Annotated in this window: 17 protein-coding genes; 10 read left to right on the forward strand and 7 right to left on the reverse strand. The window is 73.4% G+C overall.

The annotated features are described in order from the left end of the window. Positions 1-38: 38 nt before the first annotated feature. Together CP968_RS09020 and miaB are read right to left on the reverse strand one after the other, a co-directional pair. Positions 39-746 (reverse strand): class III extradiol ring-cleavage dioxygenase family protein, encoded by a 708-nt coding sequence (locus tag CP968_RS09020; protein ID WP_150517512.1) that lies wholly within the window; start codon positions 744-746, stop codon positions 39-41. A 145-nt stretch (positions 747-891) separates the two neighbouring features. After that, a complete protein-coding gene (gene miaB, locus CP968_RS09025) occupies positions 892-2415 on the reverse strand; it encodes a tRNA (N6-isopentenyl adenosine(37)-C2)-methylthiotransferase MiaB (RefSeq protein WP_150517513.1) in 1524 nt (507 codons plus the stop codon). Between the two features lie 117 nt (positions 2416-2532). On the opposite strand from miaB, the gene CP968_RS09030 reads away from it, so the two are divergent. After that, the gene (locus CP968_RS09030; RefSeq protein ID WP_150517514.1) at positions 2533-3528 is read left to right on the forward strand and encodes a TAXI family TRAP transporter solute-binding subunit; all 996 of its coding nucleotides are present in this window, start codon (positions 2533-2535) and stop codon (positions 3526-3528) included. Here CP968_RS09030 and CP968_RS09035 read toward each other — a convergent pair. Then, a complete protein-coding gene (locus CP968_RS09035; protein ID WP_229886192.1) occupies positions 3518-4513 on the reverse strand; it encodes an ROK family protein in 996 nt (331 codons plus the stop codon). The genes CP968_RS09030 and CP968_RS09035 overlap by 11 nt on opposite strands. A 528-nt stretch (positions 4514-5041) precedes the next feature. Here CP968_RS09035 and CP968_RS09040 point away from each other — a divergent pair. Further along, positions 5042-6307 (forward strand): glycoside hydrolase 5 family protein, encoded by a 1266-nt coding sequence (locus tag CP968_RS09040; RefSeq protein WP_150517515.1) that lies wholly within the window; start codon positions 5042-5044, stop codon positions 6305-6307. Positions 6308-6333: 26 nt separating this feature from the next. Here the strand turns inward: CP968_RS09040 and CP968_RS09045 are convergent, their stop codons facing one another. Next, positions 6334-7746, reverse strand: coding sequence for a HAMP domain-containing sensor histidine kinase (locus CP968_RS09045; RefSeq protein WP_150517516.1), 1413 nt, complete (start codon positions 7744-7746; stop codon positions 6334-6336). Positions 7747-7758: 12 nt separating this feature from the next. Continuing rightward, positions 7759-8463 (reverse strand): response regulator transcription factor, encoded by a 705-nt coding sequence (locus tag CP968_RS09050; protein WP_150517517.1) that lies wholly within the window; start codon positions 8461-8463, stop codon positions 7759-7761. A gap of 275 nt (positions 8464-8738) precedes the next feature. Between CP968_RS09050 and CP968_RS09055 the strand changes: the two genes are divergently transcribed. From CP968_RS09055 to CP968_RS09085, 8 genes are all read left to right on the forward strand, one after another. Next, positions 8739-9524 (forward strand): amino acid ABC transporter ATP-binding protein, encoded by a 786-nt coding sequence (locus tag CP968_RS09055; protein WP_150517518.1) that lies wholly within the window; start codon positions 8739-8741, stop codon positions 9522-9524. Between the two features lie 119 nt (positions 9525-9643). Next, positions 9644-10492, forward strand: coding sequence for a glutamate ABC transporter substrate-binding protein (locus tag CP968_RS09060; protein WP_150517519.1), 849 nt, complete (start codon positions 9644-9646; stop codon positions 10490-10492). Positions 10493-10575: 83 nt separating this feature from the next. Next, the gene (locus CP968_RS09065; protein WP_150517520.1) at positions 10576-11250 is read left to right on the forward strand and encodes an amino acid ABC transporter permease; all 675 of its coding nucleotides are present in this window, start codon (positions 10576-10578) and stop codon (positions 11248-11250) included. Continuing rightward, the gene (locus CP968_RS09070; RefSeq protein ID WP_150517521.1) at positions 11247-12137 is read left to right on the forward strand and encodes an amino acid ABC transporter permease; all 891 of its coding nucleotides are present in this window, start codon (positions 11247-11249) and stop codon (positions 12135-12137) included. Before CP968_RS09065 ends, CP968_RS09070 begins: the two co-directional genes overlap by 4 nt. Before the next feature lie 186 nt (positions 12138-12323). Further along, the gene (locus tag CP968_RS09075; protein WP_150517522.1) at positions 12324-13910 is read left to right on the forward strand and encodes an FAD-dependent monooxygenase; all 1587 of its coding nucleotides are present in this window, start codon (positions 12324-12326) and stop codon (positions 13908-13910) included. Positions 13911-13980: 70 nt separating this feature from the next. After that, positions 13981-14028: a hypothetical protein gene (locus CP968_RS35690; protein ID WP_311314449.1), complete on the forward strand. Its 48-nt coding sequence runs from the start codon at positions 13981-13983 to the stop codon at positions 14026-14028. 77 nt (positions 14029-14105) lie between these two features. Continuing rightward, entirely contained in the window at positions 14106-14663 is a 558-nt protein-coding gene (locus CP968_RS09080; RefSeq protein ID WP_150517523.1) for a cupin domain-containing protein, read from the forward strand. Further along, positions 14660-15052 (forward strand): rhodanese-like domain-containing protein, encoded by a 393-nt coding sequence (locus CP968_RS09085; protein ID WP_229886154.1) that lies wholly within the window; start codon positions 14660-14662, stop codon positions 15050-15052. The genes CP968_RS09080 and CP968_RS09085 overlap by 4 nt, the downstream gene beginning before the upstream one ends. A gap of 57 nt (positions 15053-15109) precedes the next feature. Here the strand turns inward: CP968_RS09085 and recX are convergent, their stop codons facing one another. Further along, complete coding sequence (gene recX / locus CP968_RS09090) at positions 15110-15679, reverse strand: recombination regulator RecX (RefSeq protein ID WP_150517524.1); 570 nt, start codon at positions 15677-15679, stop codon at positions 15110-15112. A gap of 3 nt (positions 15680-15682) precedes the next feature. Beyond that, positions 15683-16807 (reverse strand): recombinase RecA, encoded by a 1125-nt coding sequence (gene recA, locus CP968_RS09095; protein ID WP_150517525.1) that lies wholly within the window; start codon positions 16805-16807, stop codon positions 15683-15685. Positions 16808-16952 lie beyond the last annotated feature (145 nt).

The raw sequence follows: 16952 nt of genomic DNA on the forward strand, positions 1-16952 counted from the left end.
GCCGGTCCGCGCCCCTTCCGCGTTTCCGGTGCCGGACGCTAGGACCAGGCGGCGACGAAGTACCCGACGCCGTAGGGCGCGTCCTCGTAGAGCAGCCGGCCGTCCAGGCGGGCGCCCTCGGCCGCGCCGGCCAGGACCTGCCAGGGGGCCCGGCCGGCGGCCTGGAGTTCGGCGGCGAGCCCGGCGTCGAGGGCGGTCAGCGCGGCGGTGTCGGCGGCCCCGAGGGCGCGGGCGGCGGCCGCGTCGAAGGCCTCGGCGCGTTCGTCGAGGTAGCCCGGGGCCTTGAGGGTGCGGCAGGCGCTGCCGTCGCCCATCACGAGCAGCGCGACGCGGGCGTCCCGGGCGGCGGTCTCCCGGCCGGTCTCCAGGCACCGGGCGGTGTCCGTCCGCTCTCCGACGCCGAGCCCTTCGACCGGGGCGCCGCCCCACCGGGCGCGGCCCAGCAGCCAGGCGGCGACGCTCAGCGAGGGGGGCAGCAGCCGCGGCCCCTCCTGGCCCTCGCCGAGCCGGACGCGGGTCGCGACCCCGAAGCCGTGGAAACTGCCGCGCGCGCCCGGGGGGTAGGGGCCGCGGTGGTCGTCGTCGGCGGGTCCGACGACGACGAGGAGGTCGGGGCGGGAGGCTGCGAGGACCGCGAGGGCGTCGGAACAGGCGGTGCGGGCGGCGTCGAGCTCGGCGGCGGCCCCGGCCGCGACCTCGGGCACGAGCAGCGGCGGAGCGGGGCAGACGGCGGCGGCTACAAGCATGATCCGCAGCCTAACGCGGGCCCGCGGCCGGACCGCGGCGCGGCCCCCGTGCAGGTCGGGCGCGTCGGCGGCCCGCGGCGGGCGCGCTCGCGCTCCCACCGCCCCGGGCCGGGGGCGCGTACACCGGGCGGGGCGGTGGGAGCCGTCAGCCCCGGGGGGCGGCGCAGCCCGAGGTGGTGGCCGGGAGGGGGGCCGGGACGCCCAGGGTGGGGAGGCCGAGCATGACGCCGGCCGGCTGGGCCGGGGCGGCGTTGCGCTTCTCCCAGGCGTCGCCGGCGCGGGTGCGGCGTACGGCCCGGGTGGGGCCCTCGGCCAGCAGGTGGTGCGGGGCCGCGTAGGTGATGTCGACGGTGACCACGTCGCCGGGGCGGACCTCGGCGTCCGGCTTGGTGAAGTGCACGAGCCGGTTGTCGGGGGCGCGGCCGGAGAGGCGCAGCGTGGCGCCGTCCTTGCGGCCCTCGCCCTCGGCGACCATCACCTCCAGCGTGCGGCCGACCTGCTTCTTGTTCTCCTCCCACGAGATCTCCTCCTGGAGGGCGACCAGGCGCATGTACCGCTCCTGGACGACCTCCTTGGGGATCTGTCCCTCCATGTCGGCGGCGGGGGTGCCGGGGCGCTTGGAGTACTGGAAGGTGAAGGCGTTGGCGAAGCGGGCCTCGCGCACGGTGTGCATGGTCTGCTGGAAGTCCTCCTCCGTCTCGCCGGGGAAGCCCACGATGATGTCGGTGGAGATCGCGGCGTGCGGGATCGCGGCGCGGACCTTCTCGATGATGCCGAGGAAGCGCTCCTGCCGGTACGAGCGGCGCATCGCGCGCAGGATCGGGTCCGAGCCGGACTGCAGGGGCATGTGCAGTTGCGGCATGACGTTCGGGGTCTCGGCCATCGCCGCGATGACGTCGTCCGTGAAGTCGCGCGGGTGCGGGGAGGTGAAGCGGACCCGCTCCAGGCCCTCGACCCGGCCGCAGGCGCGCAGCAGCTTGCTGAAGGCCTCGCGGTCGCCGAGGTCGGAGCCGTAGGCGTTCACGTTCTGGCCGAGCAGGGTGATCTCGGAGACGCCCTCGGCGACCAGGGCCTCCACCTCGGCGAGGATGTCGCCGGGCCGGCGGTCCTCCTCCTTGCCGCGCAGCGCGGGGACGATGCAGAACGTGCAGGTGTTGTTGCAGCCGACGGAGATCGAGACCCAGGCGGCGTACGCGGACTCGCGGCGGGTCGGGAGCGTGGAGGGGAAGGCCTCCAGCGACTCGGCGATCTCGATCTGCGCCTCTTCCTGCACGCGGGCGCGCTCCAGCAGCACGGGGAGCTTGCCGATGTTGTGCGTGCCGAAGACGACGTCGACCCAGGGGGCCCGCTTGACGATGGTGTCGCGGTCCTTCTGGGCGAGGCAGCCGCCGACGGCGATCTGCATGCCGGGGCGCTTGGTCTTCATGGGGGCGAGGCGGCCGAGGTTGCCGTACAGCTTGTTGTCGGCGTTCTCACGGACGGCGCAGGTGTTGAAGACGACCACGTCGGCGTCGCCGTCGGAGCCCTCGGGGGCGCGCGTGTACCCCGCGCCTTCCAGCAGACCGGACAGCCGCTCGGAGTCGTGCACGTTCATCTGGCACCCGTAGGTGCGCACCTCGTAAGTTCCCTTGACGTCCACTGCCGTGCTCCGGTCGCTGCTGCTGGTCATACGACAAGGGTAGGCGGTGCCCGGACGCCCTCCGGACGGCCCCGGCGCGGGCCCGGGCCCGCGGGCGGCCGGGGCCGCGCCGTGACAAGGCGGCGGGCGGGTGGCAGGATCGCGGCCATGCCTCTCGTACCGCCCCGGATCAGCAGGCGCCACGCCCTGCGGGCCCTGGTGGCCGTCCTGGCCGTGCTCGGGGCGCTGGTGTGGTGGCTGCGGCCCTTCGGGCACCCGGACCTCAAGGGCGGGCTGACGTTCAGTACGGGCGTGAACACGGGCGTCTACCACCGCTACGGCGAACTGCTGGACCAGGCGCTGAGCCGGGACATCCCCGGGGTGAAGGTCCGGCTGGAGACCAGCGAGGGCTCCCAGCAGAACCTCCAGCGGGTGGCGTCGGGCGAGGCGGACTTCACGGTGGCCACGGCCGACGCGGTCGCCAAGTACGGCATCGACCGCAAGCCCGGCGCGGACCGGCTGCGCGGGGTCGCCCGGCTCTACGACGACTACGTGCAGCTGGTGGTGCCCGCGGGCAGCCCGGTGCAGTCGGCGCGCGACCTGCGCGGCAGGCGGGTCGCGGTGGGCCAGCCCGGGTCGGGGGTGCGGCTGATATCGGAGCGGCTGCTCACGGCGGCCGGGCTGGACCCGGACCGGGACGTGACGCCGGTGTCGATAGGGATCGACACCATGCCGGCCGAGCTGGAGGCGGGCCGGATCGACGCGTTCTTCTGGTCCGGCGGCCTGCCGACGAACGCGGTGCGCGAACTGTCGGAGCGCTTCGACATCCGGCTGGTGCAGCTCGGCGACCTGGTGGAGCAGTTGCAGGCGAGCGGCAGCCCGGCGCGCTACTACCGGTCGGCGGTGATGCCGCAGGACGCGTACGCGCGGGCCCGCAACACCAGTGCGGTGGCGACGCTGGCCGTGCCGAACCTGCTGGTGACCACCGAGGAGACCGACCCGGAGCTGACCGAGCAGTTCACGCGGACGGTGATCCTCAGCCGCGACCGGATCGGCCACGAGGTGCACGCGGCGCAGCTGGTGGACCTGCGGACGGCGATCTACACCGACCCGCTCGACCTGCACGAGGGCGCGCGGCGGTACTACCGCTCGGTCAAGCCGTAGCGCCTTCGGACGGCAGCAGCATCGTCGCCGCGGCGGCCGCGCCGATCAGCCCGGCGTGGCCGCCGAGGCTCGCCGGGACCACGCGCAGCTCCCGTACGAAGGAGAGCGTGGCGTAGGCGGCCAGGTGGCGGCGGATCGGGGTGAAGAGGACGTCTCCGGCGGCCGCGACCCCGCCGCCGATCACGGCGATGTCCGTCTCGACGAGGGTCGCGGTGGCCGCGATGGCGGCGGCCAGGGCGCGCCCGGCCCGGTCGAAGGCGGCCAGGGCGATGGGGTCCCCCGTCGCGGCCGCGGCCGCGACGCCCGCGGCGGTCGCGTCGGCACCGGGTGTCCAGCCCTGGTCCAGGGCCCGGCGGGCGATGGCGGTGCCGGAGGCGAGGGACTCGACGCAGCCGCGGCCGCCGCAGGCGCAGCGCTCGCCGTCGAAGGCCACGCTGATGTGGCCGATGTGACCGGCGTTGCCCGTGGGGCCCGGGTGGAGCTGGTTGTTCAGGACGAGGCCGCCGCCGACTCCGGTGGAGACCACCATGCAGAGCGCGTTCCGGTGGCCGCGGGCGGCCCCGAGCCAGTGCTCGGCCGCCGTCATCGCCACGCCGTCGCCCGCCAGCACCGTGGGGATCGGGGCGCCGCGGGCCGCGAGCTCGGCGGCGATGCGCTCCTGGACCGGGAAGTCCCGCCAGGCCCCGATGTTGACCGGGCTCACCGTGCCCCGGGAGGTGTCGACCGGGCCGGCGCTGCCGATGCCGCAGCGGACGGCCGCGGGCCAGGACGCGCTGTCCGCGAGGTCGGCGACGACCTCGGTCACCGCCGCCATCACGCCTTCGGCATCGGTCCCGCGCGGGGTCGGGCGCCGGGTGAGGGCCGTCATCGTTCCGTCGGGGTGCACCAGGGCGCCGGCGATCTTGGTGCCGCCGATGTCGATCGCCACCGTCGGTCCGGCGGCCGCGTCGCGGACGCGCGGAACGGGGAGGGGGGCGGTGGGGATGGTCACGGTGGCGGCTCCAGGGAGGGGTCAGGACTCAGTATGCGCCGGTGGCGGGGCCGTGCTCGCGCGGGGTTCCGGGACGGCCGCCCGCTCGCGCGGACCCGCGGCGGGCCGCCCGCGAGGGGACGCGGAGTCGCCCGGCGGCCAGCCGGCCGAAGCCGGCCCGGTACCGCGAGACCCGGCTCGGCGGCGGCCGCGCTCCCGGCCACCGCCCTCACCTCGTGGTCGTGCGAGACCCCGGCCCGGCGGGCGGTGTCGCCTTTCCGGACGGCTCCGTTTCCCCGTTCCGGGCCGTGGGTCGCGTGCGGGGCCCGGTCGGACGCCAAGCGCACGGGGTGCGGCCAGCGTGGGCCGCGCGAAGGCCCCCTGTCAACGGGCCGGAAGGGACCGTCGTGCCGTTCTTCGGGGGCGGGACCCCGCTCCCGCCAGGCGTCAACCGGCTTCGTTCGAGAGGCTGTTGACTTTCCGTCGGATCACCCGGCAGTTTGTGGGGCACCCGGCGCATTTCCCAGGACTCCAGGACATCCCATGCACGGCGCACCCGCTCCCCGCCCCCTCCGCTTCGGTGTGAACTACACGCCGACGCGGGGCTGGTTCCACCATTGGCTCGACTTCGATCTCGACGCGGTCGGAGCCGACCTGGACTCGATCGCCTCGCTCGGCCTGGACCACGTCCGCGTGTTCCCGCTGTGGCCGGTGTTCCAGCCGAACCGGACGCTGATCCGGCCGCGGGCCGTCGAACAGCTCGTCGCGCTCGCCGACGCGGCGGCCGCGCGCGGCCTCGACGTCGCCGTGGACGGTCTGCAGGGCCACCTGTCGAGCTTCGACTTCCTGCCCGCCTGGACCCGCACCTGGCACCGGCGCGGCCTGTTCACCGACCCCGACGTGGTCGCCGGTCAGCGGGAGTACCTGCGCACGCTGGCCGCCGCCCTCGCCGACCGGCCCAACTTCCTGGGCATGACGGTGGGCAACGAGGTCAACCAGTTCTCCGACGACCCGCACCCCGACCCCGACCGGATCACCCGGGAGCAGGCCGGGCGGTGGCTGGAGCTGATGCTCGCCGCCTGCGAGGAGGGGGCTCCGGGCGGCCTCCACCTGCACGCCGCCCACGACGACGCCTGGTACCGGGACGGCCACCCCTTCACGGTCGCCCAGGCGGCCCGGCTGGGCGGAGCCACCGCCGTGCACTCGTGGGTGTTCAACGGCACCGCCCAGCGGTACGGGGCCGGCGCGCCGGCCACCGAGCACCATGCCGCGTACCTGGTCGAGCTGTCGAAGGCCTGGGCCGTGGACCCTCGGCGCCCGGTCTGGCTCCAGGAGGTCGGGGCGCCCGCACCCCTGGTCCCGCCGCAGGACGCGGCGCGCTTCACCGAGGCCACCGTGGCCAACGCCCTGGACTGCCCGGACCTGTGGGGGGTGACCTGGTGGTGCTCGCACGACGTGTCCCGGGAGCTCGCGGACTTCCCCGAGCTGGAGTACGGCCTGGGCCTGCTCACCAACGACCGGCGGCCCAAACCCGCCGCGGCCGCCCTCGCCCGGATCGCCGCACGCTGGCGGGGCCGGACCCACCGGCCCGCCGTACGGTCCACCGCGCTGGTGGTGGACGTCGGCGGCGCCGAGGAGGCTCCCCGGCGGTCGGTGTGCGCGCCGGGCGGCGCGTTCTTCGAGGCCTGGGCCTCGCTCGCGGCCGACGGGGCCCGTCCGGCGGTGGTGCTGGCCGAGCGGGCCGGGGACCCGGCGCACCTGTCCGCGCGGGGCATCACCACGGTGCTGCGCGTCGGGGACGTCACCTGAGGGGGACGGTTCCGGGGCGGGGCGGGCTACGCGGCGTGCGGTTCGGTGCGCGGGACGGTGACCGTCACGCGCAGCCCGTGCGGCGGGTTCGGGGCGTACGCGAGGGATCCGCCGCCCGCGGCGAGCAGGGTGCGGGAGATGGACAGGCCCAGGCCGGAGCCCTTGACGTTCTGGTGGCGGCCGCTGCGCCAGAAGCGGTCGCCGATGCGCTGCAGTTCCTCGTCGGTGAGGCCGGGTCCGCGGTCGGCGACGGTCACCTGGACGACGCGTCCGGCGGCGGCGACGGCGACCTCGACCTCCTCTCCGGCGGGCGTGAACTTGAGGGCGTTGTCGATGACGGCGTCCAGCGCGCTGGACAGGGCGATGGGGTCGGCCCAGCCGGTGACGGCGGTGCGGCCGGTCCCGGTGAGGCGGACGCCCTTCTCCTCGGCGTACGGGCGCCAGGCCGCGACGCGTTCGGCGGCCAGCGCGGCGATGTCGGTGAGGCTGATCTCGGCGGAGGCGTGCTCGGCCAGCGCCAGGTCCAGCAGGTCGTCGAGGACCTGGGTCAGGCGCTTGCCCTCGGTCCGCACGGAGGCGATCTCCTCGTTGCCCTCGGGCAGCTCCAGGGCGAGGAGCTCGATCCGCAGGAGCAGGGCGGCGAGCGGGTTGCGCAGCTGGTGGGAGGCGTCGGCGACGAACGCCCGCTGCTGCTCCAGGACCTCTTCCACGTTGTCGGCCATCTCGTTGAACGAGTGGGCCAGCCGCTGGAGTTCCGGAGGGCCGCCGGCGGCCGCGACCCGCGAGTTCATCCGCCCGGTGGCGATGCCGTGGGCGGCCGCGTCGAGGGTCTGCACGGGCTTGAGCACCCAGCTGGTGAGGCGCAGGGCGGCGCCGAAGGCCACCAGCATCGCGGCGGCCAGCCCGCCGGCGATGAACAGCCAGCCGCGCAGGATCCGGCCGCGCATCTGGTCGGTGGGCGATTCGGTGGCGACGACCGCGACCACGTCGCCGTCGAGGACGACCGGTGAGGCGACGAGCAGTCGGCCGTGGGTCTGCCAGGGCCACACCTGGGGCGGGTCGTGGCTGCGGCGTCCGGCGAGCGCCTCGTCGAAGGCGCGCCGGCCCTCGCCCGACTCGGGGAGCCGCCACCAGCCGGGCGAGCGGGCCAGGGCGTTGTCGTCGCGGTAGAAGATGCCGACGCGGATGCCGTACAGCTCCTGGTAGCGGGCGAGTTCCTGTTTCAGGGTCTCCAGGCGGTCGTCGGCGCCGTTGGAGCCGGAGCCCTCGGCGTCGACGAAGAACTGCGCGAGGGCGGCGAAGCGGGCGCTGTCGTCGATCCGGTCGACGACCACCCGCTGCTGCTGTCCCGCGGCGAGGCTGACGGCCAGCGGGAAGCCGAGGGCGAGCAGGGTGCCCGCCATGAGGACGACGAGGAGGGGGAGCAGCCGGGTGCGCACGTCGGCGGCCGGTCAGGGAGCGGCCGGGACGACGAGCCGGTAGCCCACCCCGCGGACGGTCTCGATGAGCGAGGGCATGCGCAGCTTGGAGCGCAGCGAGGCGACGTGGACCTCCAGGGTGCGCCCGGTCCCCTCCCAGCTGGTGCGCCAGACCTCGCTGATGATCTGTTCGCGTCGGAAGACGACTCCGGGCTGCTGCGCGAGCAGGGCCAACAGGTCGAACTCCTTGCGGGTGAGCGGCACGTCGGTGCCGTCCACACTGACCCTGCGGGTGGGGAGCTCGATGCTGACGGGGCCGAGGCGGACCAGGGCGGGCGTTCCGGTGCCGGTGGCGGCGGCCTCTTCGGAGGCGCCCGTGCGGCGGGCGACGGCGTGGATGCGGGCGAGGAGCTCGCCGGTGTCGTACGGCTTGGTGACGTAGTCGTCGGCGCCCATGTTCAGGCCGTGGATGCGCGAGCGCACGTCGGCCCGTGCGGTGACCATGATGACGGGCGTGGCGGTGCGCTTGCGGATCTTGCCGCAGACCTCGTACCCGTCCTGGTCGGGGAGGCCGAGGTCGAGGAGGACCACGCCGAAGGGCGGGGCGCCGGCGGGCAGCAGGGCCTGCAGGGCCTCCTCGCCGTTGCGGGCGTGGGTGACCCGGAAGCCGTGTCGGGCGAGGATCGCGGACAGGGCGGCGGCGACGTGGTCGTCGTCCTCGACGAGCAGCAGTCTCATGCCGTCCTCCTCTCCTCTGCTTGGTCTTCGGCTTCCGTACGCATGGCCACCCTGCATCCACGCCGATGGGACGGCCCACGTCAAGGGGGTTCCGGTGCCGCGCCCCTTCCGTTATCCACCCGGTACGAGCCCGCGGCGGCGGCGTGGGCCGACGCGCACGGAGCGTATCCGGGCGAGGCCGGATCGTTATGCTCAATTCTCGCTCAGATGTAATGACGATGTACGCGACACGTCACTACTGTCCTCCCAACCGAGGAGGACGGAGCAAGAAGCCGATGAGCGGAGTATCAGTGGCCAAGGACGTGCAGGACGCGGCCGGTGCCGCGGACGACCTGGTCGTACTGAGCAACGTCAACAAGCACTTCGGCGCGCTGCACGTGCTTCAGGACATCGATCTGAGCATTGCCCGCGGTGAGGTGGTCGTGGTGATCGGTCCTTCGGGATCGGGCAAGTCCACGCTGTGCCGGACGATCAACCGGCTGGAGACGATCGACTCGGGCACCATCACGCTCGACGGGAAGCCGCTGCCGGCCGAGGGCCGCGAACTGGCCCGGCTGCGCGCGGACGTGGGCATGGTCTTCCAGTCGTTCAACCTCTTCGCGCACAAGACGGTGCTGGAGAACGTCATGCTGGGCCAGCTCAAGGTCCGCAAGACGGGCCAGGCCGCGGCCCGCGAGAAGGCGGCGGCGCTGCTGGAGCGGGTGGGCGTCGGCTCGCAGGCCGACAAGTACCCGGCGCAGCTGTCGGGCGGCCAGCAGCAGCGCGTGGCCATCGCCCGCGCGCTGGCGATGGACCCGAAGGTCATGCTGTTCGACGAGCCGACCTCGGCGCTCGACCCGGAGATGATCAACGAGGTGCTGGAGGTCATGCAGCAGCTCGCCCGGGAGGGGATGACGATGGTGGTCGTCACGCACGAGATGGGCTTCGCCCGCTCCGCGGCCAACCGCGTCGTCTTCATGGCCGACGGCAAGATCCTCGAAGAGGCCGCGCCCGAGCAGTTCTTCAGCAATCCGCGCAGTGACCGTGCCAAGGACTTCCTGTCGAAGATCCTGCACCACTGACGTTCCCCGTCTGGTAGTCATCCGGTGACGCGACGCCGACCGGCCCCCGGGGCCGGCGGCGCCCGCACCGTACGCGTCGCTTCGTCGCTCAACCACGTCTCATCCGAGGGAAGTTCACCATGAAGGTTCTCAAGACCGGTGCGGCCGTCGCCGCGGCCGTCGCTCTCGCCCTGACCGCGACCGCGTGCGGTGGCGGCACCAAGGACGGCGCCGCCGGCTCGTCCGGTGACGCGAAGAAGGACAAGGTCGTCATCGGCATCAAGTTCGACCAGCCGGGTGTGGGTCTGAAGACCCCGGAGGGCAAGTTCACCGGTTTCGACGTGGACGTCGCGACCTACGTGGCCAAGGAGCTCGGCTACGCGCCCGAGCAGATCGAGTTCAAGCAGGCCGTCAGCGCCGAGCGCGAGAACCTGATCGCCAACGGCGACGTGAAGTTCGTCGTCGCGAGCTACTCGATCAACGACAAGCGCAAGGAGAAGGTCGACTTCGCCGGCCCGTACCTCCTCGCGCACCAGGACCTGCTCGTCCGCGCCGACGACTCCTCCATCACCAAGGCCGAGGACCTGAACAAGAAGAAGCTCTGTTCGGTCACCGGCTCCACCTCGGCGCAGAACGTCAAGACCAAGCTGGCCCCCGAGGCGGACCTGCTGGAGCAGGGCGGCTACTCCGAGTGCCTGACGGGCCTGGAGAACAAGAAGGTCGACGCCCTGACCACGGACAACTCGATCCTCGCGGGTTACGCGGCGCAGGAGAAGAACAAGGGGAAGTTCAAGCTGGTCGGGCTGAGCCTGAGCAACGAGAACTACGGCATCGGCCTGAAGAAGGGCGACAAGGACCTTCAGACGAAGATCAACGCCGCGCTCAAGAAGATGGTCGCGGACGGCGCCTGGGAGACGGCCGTCAAGAACAACTTCGGTCCGGCCAACTACAAGAACGAGCCGGCCCCGCAGATCACCGAAGGCAGCTGATTCACCGGTGAGGGGCGTCGCCGCCCGCCTGTCACGGGCGGCGGCGCACCCCGCCGGCCATCCTGGGGAGAGCGCAGGGCATCGTGTTCGATTTTCTTGATTCCGGGCAGTACGACCTGCTCGGAGCCTTCTGGGTGACGGTTCAGCTCACCCTCTACTCGGCGGCCGGATCCCTCATATGGGGCATCGTCCTGGCCGGCATGCGGGTCAGCCCGGTCCCGTTGTTGCGGGGGTTCGGCACCGCCTACGTCAACCTCGTGCGCAACACCCCGCTGACCGTGCTGATCATCGGCTGCTCGCTGGGGCTCAGCCAGACCCTGGACATATCCCTGGGCGGTTCCACGTTCAAGGAGACCGGCTTCCGGCTCGCGGTCCTCGGTCTCGTGGCGTACACCGGCACCTTCGTCTGCGAGGCGCTGCGCTCGGGCATCAACACGGTGCCCGTCGGCCAGGCGGAGGCGGCCCGGGCCCTGGGACTGAGCTTCTTCCAGGTGCTCACGCTGATCGTGCTCCCCCAGGCCTTCCGGGCGGTCGTCGCACCGCTCGCCAACGTACTGATCGCCCTCACCAAGAACACCACGGTGGCGGCGGCCATCGGCGTGGCCGAAGCGGCCCTGCTGATGAAGGAAATGGTCGAGAACGAGGCCCAGGCGCTCTTCGCCGTCTTCGGCGTCTTCGCCCTCGGCTTCGTCCTGCTGACCCTGCCCACCGGCCTGCTCCTGGGCTGGGTGGCCAAGCGAGTGGCGGTGAAGCGATGACCTCGGTGCTCTACGACACCCCGGGCCCGCGGGCCAAGGCCCGCAACTGGATCTACAGCGGGATCTTCGTCGTCGCGTTCGGCCTCGTCGCCTGGTGGGCGCTGTCGCTCATGGGCGAGAAGAACCAGCTCGACGCAGACAAGTGGACCCCGTTCGTCACGGACGGCCAGATCTGGACCACGTTCCTGATCCCCGGCCTGCTGGAGACCCTCAAGGCCGGCGCGATCGCCATGGTGATCGCCATTCCGCTGGGCGCCCTGCTGGGTATCGGGCGGCTCTCCGACCACGCCTGGGTGCGCGTCCCGGTCGGCGCCGTCGTGGAGTTCTTCCGCGCGATCCCGGTGCTGATGCTCATGCTGTTCGGCTCGGCGCTGTTCGTGCAGTTCTCGACCGTCTCCTCGGACGTCCGCCCGCTGTACGCGGTCATCACCGGCCTGGTGCTCTACAACGCGGCCGTCATCGCCGAGATCGTCCGGGCGGGCGTGCTCTCGCTGCCCTCCGGCCAGACGGACGCCGCCAAGGCGATCGGCATGCGCAAGGGCCAGACCATGGTCTACGTGCTGGTCCCGCAGGCCGTCACGGCCATGCTGCCGGCCCTGGTGAGCCAGCTCGTGGTGATCCTCAAGGACACCGCGCTCGGCGGCTCCCTGCTGGGCCTGGGCGAGCTGCTGTCGATGAACCGGCAGATCTCGGCCAACTACAGCAACACCATCGCGACCCTCGTCGTGATCGCCCTGATCTACATCGCGGTCAACTTCGCCCTCACCACCTTCGCGTCCTGGCTGGAGGGACGGCTGCGGAAGTCCACCAAGGGCTCCGGCGCCGTGGTCGGCGCGGGGGACGCCGCCGCCCCGGCCGCCGTGCCCACCGGTGGCGGCGGGGCCTGAGCGGCCCCGGTGCGCACGTCCCCGACCAGCTGACGTACGGTCAGTCGTACTGCGTGGCCCGTGTGGTGCGGCGGAACCCCTCCGCCGCACCACGCGGCTTTGACGCGACGGGTGTCACTTGACGCAGGCACCTCCAGTGGGTTGCATACGTTCTGTGATCACATACCGGACATCGGGAGCCGCGCCATGGACCCGGTGATCGTCGTCGGCGCGGGGCCCGTGGGTCTGTCCCTGTCCCTCGCCCTGGCCGGCCAGGGCGTGCCCACCGTCGTGCTCGACGAGGGGCCCGGCAAGGAGGAGCCCCGCCCGGCCCGCACGGTCGTGCTGCACTCCGACACCGCCGCCATGGTGAACCGGCTGGGCTGCGCGACCCTGCGCGACGAGGGCGCGTACTTCGCCGCCTGGCGCACCGTGCGGCGCCGGCAGCCCGCGCAGCGCAGCACCTTCGACGACGGCCCGGCGCCGCTGCACCTGCCGCAGCACGCCCTGACCCGCGGGCTGCGCGACGCGGCCTGCGCGCACCCCCTCGTCCAGTTGATCACCGACAGCCGGCTGGACTCCTTGGAGCAGGACGACCACGGGGTCACCGCGCACACCCAGGGCGCCGAAACCACCTGGTGGCGCGGGAGTTACCTGGTCGGCTGCGACGGTGCCCGCTCCACCGTCCGCAAACTGCTCGGCATCCGCTTCCCCGGCCGCACCGCCGTGGAACGCCTGGCCGTGGCCGCACTGCGCACCGAACTCCCCTGGCCCGGCGAGGCGTTGCTGCACCGCAATCCGCCGTCCGGGTCGGACGAGGTGGTCGCCCGGCCGCTGCCCGACGGGGTGTGGCGGCTGGACTGGCTGCTTCCGCCGCGCGGGGAGCTGGTGACGCCCGAAACCCTGGTGGCCCTCGTCCGCGACACCCTCGCGGTGTGGTGCGGGGGCAGCACTCCCCCGTACGACCTGCTCGACACCGGTGTCCACACGCTGCACCACCGACTCGCCCGGCGCTGGCGCGACGGCCGGGCCTTCCTCGCCGGAGACGCCGCGCACCTGCTGGGCGCCCTCGGCACCCAGGGGGTGGAGGAGGGGCTGCGGGACGCCGAGAACCTGGCCTGGAAGCTGTCCCTGGCCTGGCACCACGGCGCCTCCGAAGCCCTGCTCGACAGCTACGGGGCCGAGCGGCGCACCGCGGTCGCGGCCCGGCTGCGCGCGGCCGACCAGGCGATGGCGGTCCTGCGGGCCGGGGGCGGACTGCGCACCTACCTGCCGGGCGCGTCCCGCTCCGCCGAGTCCCTCCTGACCGACGGACACCTCGGCCGCGGGCCGCTGGGCGCGCAGCCCTCGTACGCCCCGCCCGCGGCCGCCCACGAGGTCCCCACGGACACGGAACCGGGCGGTCCGGTGGCGAACGTGCCCGTGACCGCCCCGGACGGCTCCACCGTGCCCCTGCGCGACCTGCTCGGCGGCCGGCCGCTGGCGCTCCTGGTGGCCCCGGGCACGGGCGTCTGGGACCGGCGCCACTGGCTGGGCGCCGGGCTGATGCCCCGGCTCGCGGCCGCGGTCGGCGCCCTGCCCGTGCGCACGGACCTGCTGGTGGCGGACGGCTACCCGGGGGCCCCGGCGCACACCGTGCTGCTGGTCCGGCCGGACGGCCATCTGGCGGCGACCTTCGCGGGGGTCCGGCCGGAGGAGCTGCACGAGGCGGTGGACGCGCTCCGGGCGGCGGGCCCCGCGGTCGCGCCCGCGCTGGCCGCGCCGCCGAGCACCACCGGCGCGGTGATCGATTGACCCGTCCGCGGACTCGTGGTTCACTCCGGACATGACCGGCAACGACGTGCGCCTGTGGCGGAGGGTCCATATGGACCTGCTCCGCTATGCGGGCTGCGTGTGTCGCCCTTCCTGCTGATTCGCCCTTCCCCCCGCGCGCCCCGCGCCGTCACCGGCCCGCGCGCACCTCCGCGAACCCCAGGAACGGTTTCCGTCATGTCTGCACCCGCGCACGCGCCCGCGCCCGCCGTCGTCCCCGCGCCCGCCCCCGCTCCGGCCGGCGGCCCCACCGCCGCGGAACTCCTCGCCTTCGCCCTCGCGACCGCCGCCGACGCCGACGTCGTCGCCTCCCTCCCGCTCGATCCGCAGGGCCGCACCTGGGTGCGGCTGGACGGCCCGGGCGGCAGCGAGGCGTGGCTGATCGGCTGGCCCCCGGGCACCGGCACCGGCTGGCACGACCACGCCGAGTCGCGCGGCGCCTTCGCCACCGCCCGGGGCCGGCTCACCGAGAACTCGCTGGCCGTACGGCTGCCGTCGCAGGGCTGGAAGTCCCTGGAACTCGCCCCGGACGTGGACCGCGGCCGCCGGCTGGGCGCGGGCAGCGGGCGGGCCTTCGGCGAGCACCACGTGCACGAGGTGCTCAACGAGTCCCCGGCCGAGCACGCGATCTCGGTCCACGCGTACTACCCGCCGCTGCCGCTGATCCGCCGCTACAGCCGCTCCGGCCCGGTCCTCACCCTGGAGCACGTCGAGCGTCCGGCGGACTGGCAGTGAGCGCGCCGGTCGGCATCGACGAACTGCTGGAGCGGGTCCGCGCGGGGTACACCCGGGTCGGCCCGCAGGAGGCGTACGCCGCCTCCCGGTCCGGCGCCCTGCTGGTGGACATCCGCTACCAGGCCCTGCGCGAGCGGGACGGCCTGATCCCGGGCGCCCTGGTGGTCGAGCGCAACGAGCTGGAGTGGCGCCTGGACCCCCGGGGCAGCCACCGGGCCGCCGAGGCCACCGGCCACGACCTCCAGGTGGTGGTGGTCTGCAACGAGGGCTACGCCTCCAGCCTCGCGGCGGCTTCGCTGCACGCCCTGGGCCTGTCCCGCGCCACGGACCTGACCGGCGGCTTCCAGGCCTGGAAGGCGGCGGGCCTTCCCGTGACACCGGCCGCCTGACCCGGGCGCCGCCCCCGGCTCCGCGGGCAGCCCCGGCCCCGGAACGGTGGCGGCGCGCTACTCCCGGGGGTACTCGACGCCGTCGGCGTCCTCGCCCTCGGCTTCGAGCGCCCTGCGCACCACCCGCAGGGCCATGCCCTCCGGATACCCCTTGCGGGCGAGCATGCCGGCGAGCCGCCGCAGGCGCTTGTCCCGCTCCAGGCCACGGGTGGCGCGGAGCTTGCGCTCCACGAGGTCCCGGGCGGTCTGCTCCTCCTGGTCGGAGTCCAGCTGTTCCAGCGCCTCCTGGACGAGGGTGGCGTGGACCCCCTTGGTCCGCAGCTCCTGCGCGAGCGCCCGCCGCGCCAGGCCGCGGCCGCGGTGACGGGACTCCACCCAGGCGCCGGCGAAGGCGGCGTCGTCGATCAGGCCCACCTCCTCGTACCGGGAGAGGACCTGCTCCGACACCTCGTCGGGGATGCCCCGCTTGGCCAGGGCGTCCGCGAGCTGCCGCCGGGTGCGCGGCATCCCCGTGAGCAGGCGCAGGCAGATCGCCCGCGCCTGCTCCTCGGGGCTCTGGGGCGGCAGTTCCCCGCGGTCCTCACGGCCGCCGCGGCGCCCGCCGCCCCGCTCTTCCTGCTCCCGCACGGGTCAGCTCTTGGCCACGGCGGCCTTGGCCGTCGTCTTGGCCTTCGAGGCGGGGGCGGGCACCGCTGCGGCCGCCGTGTCGGCGCCCGCCGTCTCGATGCCGGTACCGGCCTCGGGCGCCGCGGCGTCCTTGCGGATGCCCACGCCCAGCTTCTCCTTGATCTTCCGCTCGATCTCGTCCGAGAGGGCGGGGTTGTCGCAGAGGAACTTCCGCGCGTTCTCCTTGCCCTGGCCGAGCTGGTCGCCCTCGTACGTGTACCAGGCGCCCGCCTTGCGGACGAAGCCGTGCTCGACGCCCATGTCGATCAGGCCGCCCTCGCGGCTGATGCCGTGGCCGTAGAGGATGTCGAACTCGGCCTGCTTGAAGGGCGGCGCGACCTTGTTCTTGACGACCTTGACGCGGGTGCGGTTGCCGACCGCGTCCGTGCCGTCCTTCAGGGTCTCGATGCGGCGGATGTCCAGGCGCACGGAGGCGTAGAACTTCAGCGCGCGGCCACCGGTGGTGGTCTCCGGCGAGCCGAACATCACGCCGATCTTCTCGCGGAGCTGGTTGATGAAGATCGCGGTGGTCTTGGACTGGTTGAGCGCACCGGTGATCTTCCGGAGCGCCTGGCTCATCAGACGGGCCTGGAGACCCACGTGCGAGTCGCCCATCTCGCCCTCGATCTCGGCGCGGGGCACGAGGGCCGCCACGGAGTCGATGACGATGAGGTCGAGGGCTCCGGAGCGGACGAGCATGTCCACGATCTCCAGCGCCTGCTCGCCGGTGTCCGGCTGCGACAGGATGAGGTTGTCGGTGTCGACGCCGAGGGCCTTGGCGTACTCGGGGTCGAGCGCGTGCTCGGCGTCGACGAAGGCGACGGTGCCGCCGGCCTTCTGCGCGTTGGCCACGGCGTGCAGGGTCAGGGTCGTCTTGCCGGAGGACTCCGGTCCGTACACCTCGATCACACGGCCGCGGGGGAGCCCGCCGACGCCGAGTGCGATGTCCAGCGCGGTCGATCCGGTGGGGATGACCTCGATGGGGTCGTTCGGCTTGTCGCCGAGGCGCATGACCGCACCCTTGCCGAATTGCCGTTCAATCTGTGCGAGCGCGGCGTCCAGGGCCTTCTCGCGGTCGGTGCCTGCCATGGGTTCCACCCGATTTGCTTGAGTCGATCGCTTCACGCCATTGACGCTAATGCCTGCCACTGACAATGCGCCTCCACGCCCGGTCGGGCTGTGGATAACTCATCAGAATGGATGTTCGATTTCCCTGTCAAGCGCGCCACGCCCA

The sequence above is a fragment of the Streptomyces subrutilus genome (assembly GCF_008704535.1).
Classification (GTDB): domain Bacteria; phylum Actinomycetota; class Actinomycetes; order Streptomycetales; family Streptomycetaceae; genus Streptomyces; species Streptomyces subrutilus.

Coding starts and splice junctions, on each gene's coding strand:
- miaB (WP_150517513.1), bottom strand. CDS start 2,415: ATGACCAGCAGCAGCGACCGGAGCACGGCAGTGGACGTCAAGGGAACT.
- CP968_RS09075 (WP_150517522.1), top strand. CDS start 12,324: ATGGACCCGGTGATCGTCGTCGGCGCGGGGCCCGTGGGTCTGTCCCTG.
- recA (WP_150517525.1), bottom strand. CDS start 16,807: ATGGCAGGCACCGACCGCGAGAAGGCCCTGGACGCCGCGCTCGCACAG.
- CP968_RS09060 (WP_150517519.1), top strand. CDS start 9,644: ATGAAGGTTCTCAAGACCGGTGCGGCCGTCGCCGCGGCCGTCGCTCTC.
- CP968_RS09055 (WP_150517518.1), top strand. CDS start 8,739: ATGAGCGGAGTATCAGTGGCCAAGGACGTGCAGGACGCGGCCGGTGCC.
- CP968_RS09040 (WP_150517515.1), top strand. CDS start 5,042: ATGCACGGCGCACCCGCTCCCCGCCCCCTCCGCTTCGGTGTGAACTAC.
- CP968_RS09030 (WP_150517514.1), top strand. CDS start 2,533: ATGCCTCTCGTACCGCCCCGGATCAGCAGGCGCCACGCCCTGCGGGCC.
- CP968_RS09080 (WP_150517523.1), top strand. CDS start 14,106: ATGTCTGCACCCGCGCACGCGCCCGCGCCCGCCGTCGTCCCCGCGCCC.
- CP968_RS09050 (WP_150517517.1), bottom strand. CDS start 8,463: ATGAGACTGCTGCTCGTCGAGGACGACGACCACGTCGCCGCCGCCCTG.
- CP968_RS09070 (WP_150517521.1), top strand. CDS start 11,247: ATGACCTCGGTGCTCTACGACACCCCGGGCCCGCGGGCCAAGGCCCGC.
- CP968_RS09020 (WP_150517512.1), bottom strand. CDS start 746: ATGCTTGTAGCCGCCGCCGTCTGCCCCGCTCCGCCGCTGCTCGTGCCC.